We start from the raw sequence: 15,644 nt of genomic DNA on the forward strand, positions 1-15,644 counted from the left end.
AAAAATAACGGGGAATGTATGTCCGGTCTGGCCCTGAATAACATCGTCAAGCAATTCGGCAACTTCACGGCCGTGAATGGCGTCAGCCTGAATGTTCCGCACGGCACATTCGTCTGTCTGCTTGGCCCTTCCGGCTGCGGAAAAACGACATTAATGCGTATGATCGCCGGGTTGGATTTGCCAACCAGCGGCACGATCCGCCTTGATGGCGATGACATTACAACCGTGCCGACGCACAAACGCGACCTTGGCATGGTGTTCCAGTCGTTGGCCCTGTTTCCGCATCTGACGGTGGGCGAAAATATCGCCTACCCGTTGCGCATCCGTGGTGCTGGCAGGGAAGAGCAGAAAAAGCGCGTTGACGAGCTTCTGGCGATGATCCATCTGCCCGGTTACGCCGATCGCCCGGTTTCCAAACTATCTGGCGGCCAGCGCCAGCGCGTCGCCATTGCCCGTGCCCTAACAATTTCGCCAAAGCTTTTTCTACTGGATGAACCCCTGTCGGCGCTGGACGCGAAATTGCGTGAGGCGATGCAGGTTGAACTGCGCCAGCTCCAGCAGCGTCTGGGCATTACCACCATTGTGGTAACCCATGACCAGCGTGAAGCGATGACCATGGCCGACACGGTTGTGGTGATGAATGGCGGCGAAATCCGCCAGGCTGCAGCCCCGGTCGATGTCTATCGTAAACCGGCCGATACCTTCGTTGCCGACTTTATCGGCATGACCAACCTTATTGATTTTTCCGCAGACAGTGCTGGCCGTGCTGTTGTGCTTGGCGAAGCTGTCGAGGGATTGGCACTTTCGTCCGGCCCGTCAAAGGGCGTGATTTCGGTGCGCCCGGAAGATGTCGAACTGACGGCGCCTGGTCATGGCACGATATCCGGAACCGTTACCTTTGTGCGTGATCTTGGCGGTACGATCGAAACCTTCGTCGAGGCGGGCGGCAAGCAGATTGTTGCCGTGTCGACACCGAGCGCCCGTCCTCAGGTTACTGTCGGGCAAAATGTCGGCGTGAAGCTCGGCGCTGATGTCTGCGTGGTGTTGAAATCATGAGACGGGAAGCGCCGCAAAAACTGACCGATTACGGGCCGCTGCTGTTTCCAGCTCTGATGCTGATCATTTTCTTCGTCGTTCCGTTTGGCACGATGATTTCGGTCTCGTTTTTTCAACGCTTGCAGGGGGCGTTTTACGAACCGGCCTTCGTTCTAGACAATTACGCCCGGTTCATGAGCCTGTTTTTCGGGCGCGTGCTTGGCTTTTCACTGATGCTGGCGGTGCTTGTAGCCATTTGCTGCGTGGTGATCGCCGTGCCCTTCACCTACCTGCTGTCGCGCTCGGCGCGAAAGGTGCAGGTACTGTGGCTGGTGACTTTGTTGTCGGTGTTGTCGCTGTCTGAAGTCATGATCGGCTTTGCATGGTCCACGTTGTTTTCGCGCACCGCTGGTATCACCAACCTGTTTGTGGCGATCGGATTGATGGAGCAGGCAAAGGCTCTGACCCCGAGTTTTGGCGCTGTGTTGACAGGTATTGTCTACCAGGCACTGCCTTACACCGTACTGGTGCTTTATCCCGCACTTGTACGGCTTGATCCGACATTGACCGAGGCTGCGCGCACCCTTGGTGCCTCTCCAATCAAGGCATTCTTCACAGTCGTGGTGCCAGCGCTCAGAAGCACGATCATGGCAACCTCGATCATGGTGTTCATCTTTGCGCTCGGTTGTTACCTGCTGCCTCAGCTGCTCGGTCGTCCGCAGCATTGGACCTTGTCGGTGCTGATTACGGATCAGGCGATCTACCAGTCCAACATGCCGTTTGCAGCGGCCATGGCGGTATTCCTTGTTCTCGTAACCCTTGGACTTGTCGGCTTGACGCTGTTTCTAGGACGTAAGGGAGAAGCGGCATGACTACGTTTCTGAAACGCCTTTTCTTCACACTGTTCGGCCTGTTTCTGGCAATGCCGCTGATTGTGGTTGCCGGTGTGTCGGTCAATGAAAAACAGACGCTGGCATTTCCGCCGCAGGGTTTTTCACTGTCGTGGTATGGCGAAATTTTTACCAATGTCGAATGGCGTAACGCGCTGTTTGCATCGGTAACGCTGGCTGCTCTTTCGGCTGCCCTTGCGTTGTTGATCGCTTTGCCGCTGGCGTGGTTTCTGTGGCGTCGTATCGCGCCATGGGCAAATGTTTTTCAGGTGCTGGGTGTTGCGCCATTTACGCTACCACCAGTTATCACAGCGCTTGGCCTTTTGACCTTCTGGGCAACAACGGGCTTTTATGGTCAACCCTGGACGGCAGTTGTCAGTCACGCCATCTTTTTCGTGACACTGCCGCTGGTGACGATTTCACTCGGATTTTCCTCGATCGATCGCTCGCTGGTCGAGGCTGCATCGACGATGGGCGCCAATGACCGTACCATCTTCAGGACTGTAGTATTACCATTGATCCTGCCCTATCTGGTGTCAGGTTATGCCTTCGCATTCGTGCTGTCGCTCAACGAATATATCGTCGCCTATATGACTGTCGGTTTCACCATGGAAACCCTGCCGATCAAGATCTTCAATGCTTTGCGTTACGGCTACACCCCGACCATGGCCTCGGTGACCGTGTTATTCCTGACAATTGCAGCTGTGGTCTTTGGTCTGGTGGCCCGGTTCGGTGACTTGCCGAAACTTCTGGGTGCCATGTCCTCCAACGACAAGTGAGTATCATGAAGATCGCAGCTTTGCAGATGCAATCGGTTTTGGCAGATGTTTCGGCCAATCTGGCGCGTGTTGAACAGGCAGCAAAGGAGGCAGCCTCTCAGGGTGCCGCATTGCTGATTGTGCCTGAACTTGCAGTCACCGGTTACGGGGGAGGCGAAGCCATGGCGTCACTGGCATCTCCGGCCGGTGGCGAGATTGAACAACGCTTGGCAGAGATTGCACGCGTCTATTCGATTGCCGTTGTGGCGGGGTTTGCAGAACGTGCCGGGGACAAGGTTTATAACAGCGCGATCTTTGTCGATGAAAAGGGCAATAGCCGCATCTACCGAAAATCCCACCTTTATGGCGATTACGAGCGTGGCCTGTTTTGTGCTGAAAAACCATCGGCCGTTCTGGTTGAGTATGGTGGCATCACTTTCGGTATGCTCATTTGCTACGATGTCGAGTTCCCGGAAAATGTCCGCCGTCTTGCACTTGCCGGCGCTGAGCTGGTGGTTGTGCCGACAGCCTTGCCCAAGGGGGCGTCGGGCAGCTTTATTGCCCAGACATTGATCCGCACGCGTGCTTTTGAAAACCAGGTTTATGTCGCTTACGTCAATCACTCCGGGAGCGACGGCGCCTTTGATTATGCCGGACTATCCTGTATTGCAGCGCCGGACGGCCAATTCCTCGCACAGGCGTCCGCGGACAATGACGCCCTTCTTTACGCTGAGATAGAGCCCGGGGCCTACGCGCAATCCCGACAGGAAAATACCTATCTGCGCGATCTCATTCCACTCACATAAACAACCCGACAGAAGCTTCGAGCATCTGCCGGGTTATGGAAAGAAGCACGTTGCTTCAGGTGATCTGAGCAACGTGCTTTATTTTTGGTGGTGTCAGCCGATTGACATCAGGCTGGCGTTGCCGCCGGCAGCTGTGGTGTTGACGCTGACAGATACCTCTTCAACCAGCCAGTTCAGGCAATAGGCCTGCTCTTCACCGGCCAGTTCAGCGCTCGATGCGGCCTGTACGAGCACAAGCGGGCCAGGCAGGGCAGCAATAAGCCCGTTTGTCTGCTTGATCTTGTCGACATTGCCTTCAATCAGCGCGCCAGCAAATGGTCCTGCGTTCTTCCAGTCTGCAGACCATGTGATGCGATTTGCGATCGCCTGCGGCACGCCGGAAAGCGATGGCTGCAGGTTTGCAGCCGTATCAATGACCACGTTGTTACCTGTTGCCAATGCTGCCGACAGTTGCTGGTAGAGACCGCTTTCAGTTTCCGGAACCAGCAGGATGCGACCGCGCGGATGCAGAGCATAGACGTTGCGTTCGCCAACCGGGCCTTCCAGTTCGGTTTCAAAACCGACGGCGGACAGGTCTGCGGTGTTGCGGGCATTGGCGGCGGCTGATGTCTTGCTCTTGCTATCCAGCCACTTTGCAAATTCGGCAATCGCCGGATCGGCTTTACCGTTGTGCTTTTCTGCAAAGACCGGTGCCTTGGTCGACAGACGGCCAAGGTAAAGTGGTCCACCTGCCTTAGGACCGGTGCCAGATAGACCGCGACCACCGAATGGCTGCACACCGACGACCGCGCCGATGATGTTACGGTTGACGTAGAGGTTACCTGCCTTCACGCGAGACAAGACATGGGCGATGGTTTCATCAAGGCGTGTATGAAGGCCGAATGTCAGGCCATAACCGGTTGCGTTGATGTCATCGATCAGCTTGTCGAGGTTGTCACGCTTGAAGCGAATGACGTGCAGAACCGGACCAAACACTTCGCGCTTGAGGTCGGATAGGTTTTTCAACTCGATGATGGTCGGCGGTACGAATGTACCCTTGCCAGTTTCGCCAGCCAGTTCGATCTGTTCGATACGATTGCCAATCGAACGCATGCCCTCAATGTGGCTTTCAATGATGCCCTTGGCTTCAGCAGTGATAACAGGGCCGACATCCACGGACAGACGGTCGGTACGGCCGATGCTGAGTTCGTGCAACGCACCCTTCAGCATGGTCAGCGTGCGGTCCGCCACATCTTCCTGCAAGCACAAGACACGCAGTGCCGAGCAACGTTGACCGGCGCTGTCGAAGGCAGAAGCAATCACGTCGAAGACAACCTGCTCTGCAAGGGCAGAGGAGTCGACGATCATGGCATTCTGGCCACCGGTTTCCGCAATCAACGGAATTGGGCGGTTGCCTGCCGATACGCGCGTTGCAAGCTGGCTCTGGATAAGGCGGGCAACTTCGGTGGAGCCGGTGAACATGACACCAGCTGTCTGCGGCGCACCAACGAGGGCAGCACCAGTTTTGCCGTCGCCAGGCATCAGCTGGACGGCATCGGCCGGAACGCCTGCTTCATGCAAAAGGCGGATGCCTTCGGCGGCGATCAGCGGGGTTTCTTCCGCTGGCTTTGCGAGAACCGGATTTCCCGCGACCAATGCTGCAGTCACCTGACCGATGAAAATCGCCAGCGGGAAGTTCCACGGGCTGATGCAGACGATTGGACCGAGTGCCTTCTGTTCGCTTGCAAAGTTGTTGCGGGCTTCTTCCGCGTAATAACGCAGGAAGTCGATGGCCTCGCGCACTTCTGCAATGGCGTTTGGCAGGGACTTTCCTGCTTCGCGCACAATCAGGCCAAGCAATATTGGCATTTTTGCCTGCATCAAATCAGCAGCGCGTTCGATGATTGCTGCACGTTCTGCGACTGGCAGGTTTGGCCAATTGGACGCGGTGGCAGGCTCGAATGCCTGCTTGACGTCAGCTTCGGACGGTTCGGTCACGTAGCCGACGATATCGGTGTGGTCGCCAGGGTTCAAAACCGGTCGGCTTGCACCCGTCGATGCCGGGAAAGCCGCCGTCCACTGCATGGCTGCACTTTCCGTCAGTGCGGCGCTCAATGCCGACAGAGAGTTTTCGTTGGCAAGGTCAATGCCGTCGGAGTTGCGGCGCTCTGTGCCGTACAGGCCGGCTGGGCTCGAAATCTTGTCATGCTGAGCACCCGGAACCGGCATTGCCTTCACAATGGCAACCGGGTCGGTCAGCAGGTCATCGACCGGTACAGCGGGATCGGCAATACGGTTAACGAAGGACGAGTTGGCGCCGTTTTCAAGAAGACGGCGAACGAGATAGGCGAGTAGGGTTTCATGCGTTCCGACAGGTGCGTAGAAACGGCACGGACGGTCAAGTTTGTCCTTGCCGACAACTTCACTGTAAAGCGGCTCACCCATGCCATGCAGGCACTGGAATTCATAATCGCCAATTTTGAAGTCCGGTCCGGCCAGGTGGTAGACGGTCGCCATTGTCTGGGCATTGTGCGTGGCAAATTGCGGGAAGATCACGTCGCGTGCAGCAAGCAGCTTGCGCGAGCAAGCAATGTACGACACGTCGGTGTGGATCTTGCGGGTGTAAACGGGGAAGTCATCCAGACCATCCAGTTGCGCACGCTTAATTTCCGCATCCCAGTAAGCGCCCTTGACGAGACGCACCATGATACGGCGGTTTGAGCGACGGGCAAGATCGATGATGTAATCGAGGACAAACGGGCAGCGGCGACCATAGGCCTGCACAACGAAGCCCAGACCTTCCCAGTTACCGAGATCAGGATCAAGCGCCAGCGATTCCAAGAGGTCGAGCGAAAGCTCCAGGCGGTCTGCTTCTTCGGCGTCGATATTGAGGCCGATGTCGTAGTTTTTCGCCATCACCATCAGCGCTTTGACGCGTGGCAGCAGTTCAGCCATGACGCGGTCTGCCTGCGAGCGCGAATAACGTGGATGCAGTGCGGAAAGCTTGATGGAAATGCCAGGCCCACCATAAACCCCACGGCCGGCAGATGCCTTGCCGATGGCATGGATGGCTGCCTCATAATCCTGGTAATAGCGCTCCGCATCCTTGCCGGTTGTGGCTGCTTCACCCAGCATGTCGTAGGAATACTGGAAGCCCTTTGCTTCATAGGGCTTGGAACGCTGGATGGCTTCGCCAATCGTCTGGCCGGTCACGAACTGTTCGCCCATCATGCGCATCGCCATATCGACGCCACGACGAATGACTGGTTCGCCCGCGCGGGCGATCAGACGGGTGAGGGCGGAGGAAAGACCAGTATCGTTGACGGTCGATGTCAATTTGCCGGTGATCACCAGACCCCATGTGGCGGCATTGACGAACAGCGAGCGACCGCCACCGATGTGAGACTTCCAGTCACCATTGGCAATCTTGTCACGGATCAGTGCGTCACGGGTTGCGGTGTCGGGAATGCGCAGCAACGCTTCTGCCAGACACATCAGCGCCACGCCTTCTTGACTGGACAGCGAATACTCCTGCACCAGACCTTCCACGCCGGTGCCTTTTGCCTTGGAGCGCAGGGCTTCAATCAGCTTGCGGGCGATGGAGCGGATTTCTTGTGCCGACTGTTCGGTGACAGTGGCGCGTTCCAGAAGAGGAGCAATGCAGTCCTGCTCAGAGCGGCGATAAGCCTGGGTAATGGCCTGACGGTATGCATTCTGTTCGCGTACAGGCGGTGCAAACCGCTCGAAGACGCCTTGAGCAGTCGTATTTCCATTCACACCCATGCTGCCTGTGACATCCGCCATCGGTTCGTCCTTCCAATTCTCAATGCATGAAATCGTTTTTGCAAAGGTGCACAGAAATATTTCGCGCACCTTTTCTCTGCTGAGAACATAACATTTCGCAGGAAATTGCATTGTCCTTATTTTTGCAATAAAATAGGCAAAACAGTCTTATTAAATCATAATGAAAGTCTATATTGATGGTTCAAGGCGTAAAATCAGGCGATTTGGATCAGTTCGATATGAAGATCCTCGAAGCTCTCAGCGATGATGGCCGCATGTCGGTTTTGCAGTTGTCGAAACAGGTCGGCCTGTCGAAAACGCCGTGTCAGGCGCGACTTAAAAGACTGATCGAAGACGGATATATTCTGGGTTTTCGCGCAACACTTAATCCGGCCAAGCTTGGACTTGAACATATTGCCTTTACTGAAGTGAAATTGTCCGACACCCGCGAAAAGGCGCTTGAGGATTTCAACTCGGCTGTACGAAAAATCAAGGAAGTCGAAGAATGCCACATGATCGCGGGCTCGTTCGATTATCTTCTCAAAGTCAGAACAACGGATATTCGCAAATATCGCCGGGTGCTGGGTGAAAAAATCTCCAGCCTTCCATCCGTTTCCAATACATCGACCTATGTCGTGATGCAGTCCGTGAAGGACACCGGTATTTAAGGCGCAAGCGCCTGTGGTTTTCATGCAAAAGGAAAAGGCTTGAGAGTGTTGAACTCTCAAGCCTCGATATCAGCGAATGATAGCGCTTGTGGTAACCGCAGTCATCTGGGCATCCGGCCCAAACTCCCGCTCATCCTCAATGCCGAGCAGTTCCTGCAGGCGCAGACGCGCGCGGCTTACACGGCTTTTGATGGTGCCAACAGGGCAGCCGCAAATTTCGGCGGCTTCTTCATAGGCAAAACCTGATGCACCAACCAGCAGAATGGCTTCACGCTGGTCATCCGGCAGCAAGGCAAGTGCCTGCTTGAAATCCTGGAGGTCTACTGAACCGTTCTGTTCTGGTGGCACTGAAAGCTTGGATGTGAAAGCACCGTCGGTGTCCTGGACTTCACGGCCTGATTTTCTGATCTGGCTGTAAAATTCATTGCGCAAAATGGTGACAAGCCAAGCCCGCATATTGGTGCCAGGTTGATAGCTGTCCTGTTTTGCCCACGCTTTCATGATGGTGTCCTGAACTAGATCATCTGCGCGATCGCGCGATCTAATCAGGGAAATGGCGAAGGCACGCAAGTTTGGCAGCGCAGCAAGCATTTCACGCTTGAAGTCGCGCTCGTTCTGATCCGAGGAACCGGTCATCGCGCCTCCGATGTACCGGCGTTACGCTCGGCTTCATCCAGCTTTTCCAGCAGATCGAGAAATTTGTCCGGAATACCTTCGTCTTGAACAGTGTCGTAGAGTTCTCTTAACTTGCGGGAAATAACAGTACGTCCGGAGGCTGGAACAACTGGTCCATCCGCCTTTCCTACAATATCATCATCTGTCTGAAAATCACTCATAACTTAAAGTAGTCCTTTCATCGCCGTACAATAAAATGCGGCAAGCAAAAAAGAGTTCCGGCAGTGTGGAACTTTTTTTTAAGTGTTGTGTTTACACACGGATTTGCAGGGCAAATCGCATGTAAGGGGAGAATTATTAATGTCAGTTTCCACTCGTATAGCGCCTCATCTGCCTTATTTACGCAGGTTTGCGAGAGCCGTTTGCGGTTCCCAGACCACAGGTGATGCCTATGTTGCTGCGAGCCTTGAGGCCTTGATCGCCGATGTCAGTATTTATCCCAAGACCAGCAGCGACAGAGTTTCAGTCTATCAATTGTTTGTCTCTATTTTTGGTTCCGTTAGCATCAATATAAACCCCGAAGAACCACTGAGTGGTTGGGAAAAGCAGGCCTCTGCCAATTTGGCAGCACTGCCGCCTCTTCCAAGGCTGGCATTTCTGCTAACCACAGTGGAAGAGTTCAGCGCCAGTGAAGCTGCGGAAATTATTCAGGTTTCGGAAAAGAAGCTTGGCGAACTGATCGACACAGCCGCATCGGAAATCGCCCGCCAAGTGGCAACCGATATCATGATTATCGAAGATGAGCCTTTGATCGCCATGGATATCGAGCAAATGGTGACAGACCTCGGTCACAATGTTACCGGCATTGCTCGTACCCACAAAGAAGCCATCGAGCTGTTCAAGACCACCCGTCCAAAGATGGTTCTTGCAGATATCCAGCTGGCCGACGGAAGTTCCGGTCTTGAAGCGATGAATGAAATCCTGCAGTCCACATCGCTGCCAGTTATCTTCATCACGGCATTCCCGGAGCGACTGCTGACTGGCGAACGGCCAGAACCGACCTTCCTGGTTACCAAGCCATTCAACCCAGATATGGTGAAGGCACTGATCAGTCAGGCGCTCTTCTTTAATGAAAATTCACGTGCTGCTGCATAGGTGATTTGCCCGGTCATGACGGGTGAAGGGTAAGGCTCTTCCCCGGACATGGTGTTCGTCACAACCTTCACGAAGCGGTTGTTGTGACATTGTTTAAGGAGATCATGAGTGCACCGTCTGGCTTGGTACACGCCTGGGCAGGATGAGCAGGAATTACGTGAATCGCTGATACTCGCTCTGCTGGATTCCGGCGAGACTGTCATGCTTCAGGATTGTTCCTCAAACTACATCTTCATAGCCAATCTCCCGGATCTTTGGCAGGTTCCCGCCGGGTGCGAACCGACTGATAAAAATCTTTTTGGATCGGAGTTGGCCCTTCGGCTTTCAGATTTGAAGCAAGGGCTCAACGTGTCCGGTGCCAGCGGTATGCTGGAGGTGAATGCGGGCGAAGACCGGATTTTCCAGTTTGCTGCCTACACAACCGTCACGCGCGGTGAGCAGCTTGTAATCAAAACCACGATCCGTGAGGTCACTGCAGAACGCAGGCGTGAGCAACTATTGCGCTCTTTATTGCGTGAAGTGAGCCACAGGTCGAAGAACCTGATGGCGATCATTCAAAGTCTTGCTTCGCAAACGGCACGTTTTACGCTGTCTAAAGACGAGTTCCTGCGCAAGTTCAGGGGGCGTCTGCATGCGCTGTCGCAGGCGCAGGATCTGATTACCGATTCCGATTGGCGAGGCGCTTCGGTTTTTGACCTATTGCGTCAGCAGTCCAATCTCTATCTGCCGGAATATCCGCATCTGGTTCGCATGCATGGCGATAATGTGCTGCTGAACCCGAATGGTGCTGTCTATGTCGGGTTGGCGTTTCATGAGCTGGTGGTTAACACCATCTCTCATGGCGGTAATTTGGCAAGCCATCTTCCAGTTACCTTGCACTGTACCCGTTCGCAGACGGATGGGGAGGATCGGCTGGAAATTCTATGGGAGGAGCCACTCTCAAACCGGCCTATCGAACCAAAGCCTGAGGGGCATAAACACAATGCCCATTTTGGCAGTGTTGTGCTTGAAAAGGTCGTCCCGGCGGCTTTGGCTGGCGAGGCGGTTTATGAAATTCATACCGACCACATCCGCTATCGTCTGACGTTCCCTATTTAACAGTGGTTTCTTCTGCCAGTTTTGCGGCCCTCCCCAATTTTGTTGCGGGAGGGTTATTCATGTGGGCAAGTGATCGACACTCAGGAAATCAGCCATAAAAAAAGCCCGGTTCGGGGGCTGAACCGGGCTTTTTTATACAGGTCTTAGGGCGGGACCTGCATAAGCCAAGGGAATGACGGGGGACGGGGTAACATTCCTGGCTTGCAGAAAGAATGCGTGAGCATTCATTTCGTTCCCAAGAAATTTTCATTTTTATTCTGCCTCGGATGTTTTGCTTGATTTGATGAAATAGCGTGTTGGGGCAGTGAGCGTCCAGGCAAAGCCAGAGGTGGCGTAATCCATGGCGACAACGCCCGAAAACGCGCCTTCTGCATGACGTTTGACAATGGTTGAGCCAAATCCTTTGCGGCTTGGTTGTTCGGCCGCCGGCCCATTTTTCTCGCGCCAGTAAATCGTCATCATCTCCTGACCATCATCTCTCTCAGAGTGCTGCCACTCAATTTCAACGATACCGTTTTTGACAGACAGCGCACCGTACTTGATGGAGTTGGTTGTCAATTCGTGCAGGATCAATCCGAGATTCTGTGCTGCCTCTGGCGAGAGCATGAAGTCTTCACCCTTGTTGACGACTTGCTGGCTTACACTGCCGAACACATCAAGATGGGTTTCGATCAATTTCTTGATTGGCAATCCCTGCCACTGGGTTTCTGTCAGGGCACGAATAGACATACCAAGGCCACGCAGTCTGTGATCGACCTCTCTCTGGAAATCAGCAATCGACGTGTTTTCACGCGCAAGCTGCCGCATCATCGCTTGCACAAGTGTCAGGATATTTTTTGATCGATGAACAAGCTCGTGCAGAACCAGCAACATATGGTCTTCAGCCTGACTTCGGTCGAAGGAGGCATTGGACAGAGCAATAGCCACCTGGTTCGCTTCGGTGATCTTGGTCTGTACCGGTGCAACAATTTCGCCCTGGCCGATGCGCTCCGCCATATCGGTTATTTCCAGTATCGAGCTTCGCAGTTGCCGACCGACGATATAGGCGCCGGTGATTGCGGCCAGCACCATCAGCACGCTGCCTATCATCATGTTGCGCCAGGTGCTGACCAATGCGACTTGGCTAGAGGATGCCGGACCCCAGATAACGGTTTTCCATGACCAGCCGAGAAACTGGGAATAGGCGAAGACGTTGCCGTGATCATCGAGAAAGTTGCCACTGAAACCGCTCATGCGGCCGAGCAGATTTTCCTCGGTAAATGCTTCTCCAGGCACGACCTTGCCTGGTTCGCTTGAGATAATCACCCTGTCTTCATCGTCCAGCACGGCAACAGACCAGTCAGCAGGCAGGTTCTCTGTCGAGATAAGCGGGCGAAGATCAGCGGCATTTTGCGTCATGATCAGTGCATCGCCTGTGCTTGCAAGTCTCGACGGTAGCGGCAATGTAACGTTAAACACCCATTGCTTGCTGGTGTTGCCAAAAAAGATATTCGATACGGTTATGCGGTTTTGAGACAGCGATTTCGAGAGGTCTGCCTGCTCAGGAATTTTTCCCAGCGTTTCGCCTGATGGCAGGCGCGTGTTCAGCTTCTGCTGCCCGTCTTTGGTGGCGACAATAACGTAAAGACCTTCTTGCGCGAGGCTTGAATGAATACGGCGCTGAAAGGCGGGAAGATCGTTGCTTTCAAGTTCTGGAAACTGTGCCAGCAAGTTGAGGGATGTTGCCATTTCCTGTAGGCGGCGTTCAATGCTGCGGCTTATCGCTCTGGCGTCGTCTACGGTTTCACGTTGCAGGTCGGAACGTTCGTCGGCCTCGAGTTTGAACATCAGGTAGCCGGTAAAAACAATCAGCGGCAAGGTGACGACAGTGGTCATCACCACAATATAAGCTCTTAGCGAAGCGACCGGGAACAACCGTCCAAGGTTTGCTTTGAGTTTCTCGATCATCCCGTTCCTTGTCGGTCATGCGACTGATTTCACTTTCAGGCGATGAGAACGATTGCCAAACTGGCGATACATTATGTCATGCCGGATCATTTTAAAAGCATGATTACACCCCGAAATTTAGGGCGTTAGAATGAAAAAGCAAAGACATTTCCGTGTGTTGAGCAACATTCTCGATAAAATAAGGAACCATCTCCGCCCTTGTGCCGTTTCCATACCGAACAGCAAACACAACCGAACATACCGGTTATTGCAAGTTCTTGATGTTACGAAAGGAAGGTTCGATATGAAGAAGACACTCACCATGATCGCATCCGCTGCCCTGTTGGGTTCAACTGCTTTCGCACCACTTGCGATGGCGCAAACCACACCGGCCCCGGGTGCTCCAGCAAGCCCTTCGGTAGAAAGCCCTGCGGCTACACCCGCAACTCCTGTTGCTCCTGCAACACCTGATGCGACTGTTGCCCCAGACACAGCCGCTTCCGCGTCGGGTGAATATTTGACCGAGCAGTCTGAGCAGCAGGTCAGTGCCAATGACTATATTGGTAAGTCGATCTACACCTCTGGTGATGAAAGCATCGGTAACGTGACCGACCTTATTATTCAGGAAAACGGTGGCATTGATGCAGTTGTCGTCGGTGTCGGTGGTTTCCTTGGTATTGGCGCTAAAAACGTAGCGCTGCCAATCGACAAGGTAACTGTAACGCGTGACGCTGAAGCTGGTACCGTTCGTTTGACGACGATGGAAACAGCTGATGCCCTGAAGGCGGCACCACAGTTCATGACGCTGGAAGAAAAGCGTAATGCACAGAATGCCCAGGCGCCAGCAATGCCTGATACCTCGACAACCTCGTCAACCACCCCGTAATGGTTGGTTGAGTTCAAATAAAAAGGCGATGCTGTTGGCATCGCCTTTTTTGTTGCCTGTCTATCAGAGACATTTCAGCCGTTATGAGTGGAATGCCATTGCCAGGCCGAGCTGATAATGTCTTTTAACGTATATTGTGGGTCCCAACCCAAAACTTCGCGTGCCTTGTCATTATTGGCGACCAGTGTGGTGGAGTCACCCTCGCGACGATCGGCATAGGTCACCGGAAATGGGCGTCCGGATATGTCGGAAATTGTATTCAGCAATTCCTTGACCGTGGTGCCCGTGCCGGTGCCAAGGTTCAACTCAACGGTTGAGCCTCCCGCCAGCAGATAATCGACAGCACGAACATGGGCGTCGGCCAGATCGAGCACGTGGATGTAATCACGAACACAGGTGCCGTCGCGTGTGTCATAGTCTGTTCCGAAGACCTTGAAACCTTCACGGCGGCCAAGTGCTGCGTCGATTGCCAACGGAATGGCGTGGGTTTCCGGCGTATGCCATTCGCCGATACGGCCTTCAAAATCTGCACCTGCTGCGTTAAAGTAACGCAGGATAACCGACCGCAGATTTTTGTAGGTGCCAAAATCCTTCAAGGCTTGTTCAATGATAAGCTTGGTGCGGCCGTAGGGATTGATCGGTGCTTGTGGGTGTTGTTCATCCAGCGGCACCCGTTCCGGAAGACCATAGGTCGCGCAGGTGGACGAAAACACAAATGCATCGATCCCGGCATTTAGCGCGCAGGAGAGCAAGGTCAGTGCACCAATGACATTGTTGTCGTAAAAGGCGACCGGTTCCTTGACAGATTCTCCGACTTCGATCAGCGCCGCAAAATGCATCACCGCCTTTGGCTTGTGCTTTGCAATGACCTCGTCAAGGCGTGCACGGTCTCTGATGTCGCCCTGCTCGAATGGGCCCCAGCGCACAAATTCTTCATGTCCATTGGAAAGGTTATCGTAAACTACGGGCTCGTAGCCTCTTTCTGCAAGCAGGAGGCATGTGTGCGAGCCAATATATCCGGCCCCACCGACGACGAGAATTTTTTCTGGCATCTATTGTCTCTCAATTACTGCACCACGCGTTTCATTGCATGGTTTCCAGATCGAGGCCAGAGACGCAGACAGTTGTTACGGCAATATTAGGGGAGAACGGTATCCGGCCGTCCGATAACAGCCGGATAGATTTGTTACTTGCGCACGATTGGCCGCGCAGCCAGAAATGCTAACACACCGGCAACCGCTAGGGTTACATAGGGCCGGGACTGCATGGCGTTGCCAACCAATGACTGCACAACAAGCGGCGCCATGGCGACTTGCCCCATTCCAGGCGGAGGGCCGTAGGCACGTGGCCGGCTCATTACAGCCAAGATTATCAGTGCGATAACACCAAGCAAGAAGGCGATGCCTGCAATCAACAAAGCTGCAGGGCCGGCGCCCATTTCCCGGGCCAGATAGATGGCGCCAGCAATGATGCCGAAGATCAGAGCGACCAGAAAACTGAACAAGCAGAATGCCCACAACATGGCCTTGCAGCGCATGCGGCGGGTTATAACTCTGCCCTCACGCTGGCTGTCGCTGAGGTAAACGAGAAGGGTTTGGAGCATGGCGATTATTAGCGACGGTTGATAACGGCAAGCAAAAAGCCGACCGCAACAGCAATGCCAATAGACTGCAGGGGCTTTTTTTGCACCTGTTCTGTCAGGATCTGGTTGAGGGCGGAAAACTCGTCGCGAACATTTTGCGCTGCTTGGGTGGAGGCGTTGATTGCCTCATCTGTGACACGACTTGCCTGCGCTTTGATCTCATCTGTTGCATCAACGCCAAGCGCTTTCACACTTTTGGCGAGGCCGGCAAGGTCTTCTCGCAAGCGTGCGAGTTGCTCGGCAATCTCCGCAACATTCTCATTTTCGAGCGCCTGATCGATCTTTTCATTCACGTTGCGTGGTCCAGCCATGTGTTGTCCCTTTCAGTTGTTGCCCTGTAAAAAATAGGTCTATTGCGTGTCTCACATATAGCCGAAGAAGTAGAGAAGGATAATGACTGGGA

15 protein-coding genes are annotated in these 15,644 nt (G+C 53.9%); 8 read left to right on the forward strand and 7 right to left on the reverse strand.

Features of this window, described 5'->3' with window-relative positions; all coding sequences use genetic code 11:
* Positions 1 to 18: 18 nt before the first annotated feature.
* Genes M2418_RS00285 through M2418_RS00300 form a run of 4 tightly spaced genes read left to right on the forward strand, consistent with a single transcriptional unit; the run spans position 19 to position 3,489 of the window.
* Entirely contained in the window at positions 19 to 1,056 is a 1,038-nt protein-coding gene (locus M2418_RS00285) for an ABC transporter ATP-binding protein (protein ID WP_259142191.1), read from the forward strand.
* Positions 1,053 to 1,907: an ABC transporter permease gene (locus M2418_RS00290; protein ID WP_250982325.1), complete on the forward strand. Its 855-nt coding sequence runs from the start codon at positions 1,053 to 1,055 to the stop codon at positions 1,905 to 1,907. Before M2418_RS00285 ends, M2418_RS00290 begins: the two co-directional genes overlap by 4 nt.
* On the forward strand, positions 1,904 to 2,704 hold the full coding sequence (locus M2418_RS00295) for an ABC transporter permease (protein WP_250982324.1): 801 nt from the start codon (positions 1,904 to 1,906) through the stop codon (positions 2,702 to 2,704). Before M2418_RS00290 ends, M2418_RS00295 begins: the two co-directional genes overlap by 4 nt.
* Positions 2,705 to 2,706: 2 nt before the next feature.
* On the forward strand, positions 2,707 to 3,489 hold the full coding sequence (locus tag M2418_RS00300; RefSeq protein WP_259144665.1) for a carbon-nitrogen hydrolase family protein: 783 nt from the start codon (positions 2,707 to 2,709) through the stop codon (positions 3,487 to 3,489).
* A 93-nt stretch (positions 3,490 to 3,582) separates the two neighbouring features.
* On the opposite strand, the gene putA is transcribed toward M2418_RS00300, so the two are convergent.
* Complete coding sequence (gene putA / locus M2418_RS00305) at positions 3,583 to 7,272, reverse strand: trifunctional transcriptional regulator/proline dehydrogenase/L-glutamate gamma-semialdehyde dehydrogenase (protein ID WP_405049353.1); 3,690 nt, start codon at positions 7,270 to 7,272, stop codon at positions 3,583 to 3,585.
* Between the two features lie 176 nt (positions 7,273 to 7,448).
* On the opposite strand from putA, the gene M2418_RS00310 reads away from it, so the two are divergent.
* On the forward strand, positions 7,449 to 7,919 hold the full coding sequence (locus tag M2418_RS00310; RefSeq protein WP_192487966.1) for an Lrp/AsnC family transcriptional regulator: 471 nt from the start codon (positions 7,449 to 7,451) through the stop codon (positions 7,917 to 7,919).
* Between the two features lie 69 nt (positions 7,920 to 7,988).
* On the opposite strand, the gene M2418_RS00315 is transcribed toward M2418_RS00310, so the two are convergent.
* Positions 7,989 to 8,555, reverse strand: coding sequence for a sigma-70 family RNA polymerase sigma factor (locus M2418_RS00315; protein ID WP_250982323.1), 567 nt, complete (start codon positions 8,553 to 8,555; stop codon positions 7,989 to 7,991).
* Positions 8,552 to 8,755, reverse strand: a complete 204-nt coding sequence (locus M2418_RS00320) for a NepR family anti-sigma factor (RefSeq protein WP_259142232.1) — start codon at positions 8,753 to 8,755, stop codon at positions 8,552 to 8,554. Before M2418_RS00320 ends, M2418_RS00315 begins: the two co-directional genes overlap by 4 nt.
* Before the next feature lie 139 nt (positions 8,756 to 8,894).
* Between M2418_RS00320 and M2418_RS00325 the strand changes: the two genes are divergently transcribed.
* The gene (locus tag M2418_RS00325) at positions 8,895 to 9,689 is read left to right on the forward strand and encodes a response regulator (RefSeq protein ID WP_192487969.1); all 795 of its coding nucleotides are present in this window, start codon (positions 8,895 to 8,897) and stop codon (positions 9,687 to 9,689) included.
* A gap of 108 nt (positions 9,690 to 9,797) precedes the next feature.
* Positions 9,798 to 10,787, forward strand: a complete 990-nt coding sequence (locus tag M2418_RS00330) for a sensor histidine kinase (RefSeq protein WP_259142241.1) — start codon at positions 9,798 to 9,800, stop codon at positions 10,785 to 10,787.
* Between the two features lie 252 nt (positions 10,788 to 11,039).
* Here the strand turns inward: M2418_RS00330 and M2418_RS00335 are convergent, their stop codons facing one another.
* Positions 11,040 to 12,734, reverse strand: a complete 1,695-nt coding sequence (locus M2418_RS00335) for a sensor histidine kinase (protein ID WP_259142251.1) — start codon at positions 12,732 to 12,734, stop codon at positions 11,040 to 11,042.
* 283 nt (positions 12,735 to 13,017) lie between these two features.
* Here M2418_RS00335 and M2418_RS00340 point away from each other — a divergent pair, with 283 nt between their 5' ends.
* The gene (locus tag M2418_RS00340; RefSeq protein WP_250982320.1) at positions 13,018 to 13,599 is read left to right on the forward strand and encodes a PRC-barrel domain-containing protein; all 582 of its coding nucleotides are present in this window, start codon (positions 13,018 to 13,020) and stop codon (positions 13,597 to 13,599) included.
* Positions 13,600 to 13,673: 74 nt separating this feature from the next.
* Here M2418_RS00340 and galE read toward each other — a convergent pair whose 3' ends face one another.
* The 3 genes from galE to M2418_RS00355 form a co-directional block, all read right to left on the reverse strand.
* Complete coding sequence (gene galE, locus M2418_RS00345; protein WP_259142262.1) at positions 13,674 to 14,651, reverse strand: UDP-glucose 4-epimerase GalE; 978 nt, start codon at positions 14,649 to 14,651, stop codon at positions 13,674 to 13,676.
* Positions 14,652 to 14,785: 134 nt separating this feature from the next.
* Positions 14,786 to 15,202, reverse strand: coding sequence for a hypothetical protein (locus M2418_RS00350; RefSeq protein WP_259142271.1), 417 nt, complete (start codon positions 15,200 to 15,202; stop codon positions 14,786 to 14,788).
* Between the two features lie 8 nt (positions 15,203 to 15,210).
* Positions 15,211 to 15,552, reverse strand: a complete 342-nt coding sequence (locus M2418_RS00355; protein WP_259142273.1) for a YqjD family protein — start codon at positions 15,550 to 15,552, stop codon at positions 15,211 to 15,213.
* Between the last annotated feature and the right edge of the window lie 92 nt (positions 15,553 to 15,644).

The organism is Rhizobium sp. BIGb0125 (assembly GCF_024810055.1).
Lineage (GTDB): Bacteria > Pseudomonadota > Alphaproteobacteria > Rhizobiales > Rhizobiaceae > Agrobacterium.

Bases quoted from the DNA above. Each gene is read 5' to 3' on its own strand.
- M2418_RS00350 (WP_259142271.1), bottom strand. From the start codon at position 15,202: ATGCTCCAAACCCTTCTCGTTTACCTCAGCGACAGCCAGCGTGAGGGC.
- M2418_RS00325 (WP_192487969.1), top strand. From the start codon at position 8,895: ATGTCAGTTTCCACTCGTATAGCGCCTCATCTGCCTTATTTACGCAGG.
- M2418_RS00295 (WP_250982324.1), top strand. From the start codon at position 1,904: ATGACTACGTTTCTGAAACGCCTTTTCTTCACACTGTTCGGCCTGTTT.
- M2418_RS00320 (WP_259142232.1), bottom strand. From the start codon at position 8,755: ATGAGTGATTTTCAGACAGATGATGATATTGTAGGAAAGGCGGATGGA.
- galE (WP_259142262.1), bottom strand. From the start codon at position 14,651: ATGCCAGAAAAAATTCTCGTCGTCGGTGGGGCCGGATATATTGGCTCG.
- M2418_RS00310 (WP_192487966.1), top strand. From the start codon at position 7,449: ATGGTTCAAGGCGTAAAATCAGGCGATTTGGATCAGTTCGATATGAAG.
- M2418_RS00340 (WP_250982320.1), top strand. From the start codon at position 13,018: ATGAAGAAGACACTCACCATGATCGCATCCGCTGCCCTGTTGGGTTCA.
- M2418_RS00335 (WP_259142251.1), bottom strand. From the start codon at position 12,734: ATGATCGAGAAACTCAAAGCAAACCTTGGACGGTTGTTCCCGGTCGCT.
- M2418_RS00285 (WP_259142191.1), top strand. From the start codon at position 19: ATGTCCGGTCTGGCCCTGAATAACATCGTCAAGCAATTCGGCAACTTC.
- M2418_RS00315 (WP_250982323.1), bottom strand. From the start codon at position 8,555: ATGACCGGTTCCTCGGATCAGAACGAGCGCGACTTCAAGCGTGAAATG.
- M2418_RS00355 (WP_259142273.1), bottom strand. From the start codon at position 15,552: ATGGCTGGACCACGCAACGTGAATGAAAAGATCGATCAGGCGCTCGAA.
- putA (WP_405049353.1), bottom strand. From the start codon at position 7,272: ATGGCGGATGTCACAGGCAGCATGGGTGTGAATGGAAATACGACTGCT.
- M2418_RS00290 (WP_250982325.1), top strand. From the start codon at position 1,053: ATGAGACGGGAAGCGCCGCAAAAACTGACCGATTACGGGCCGCTGCTG.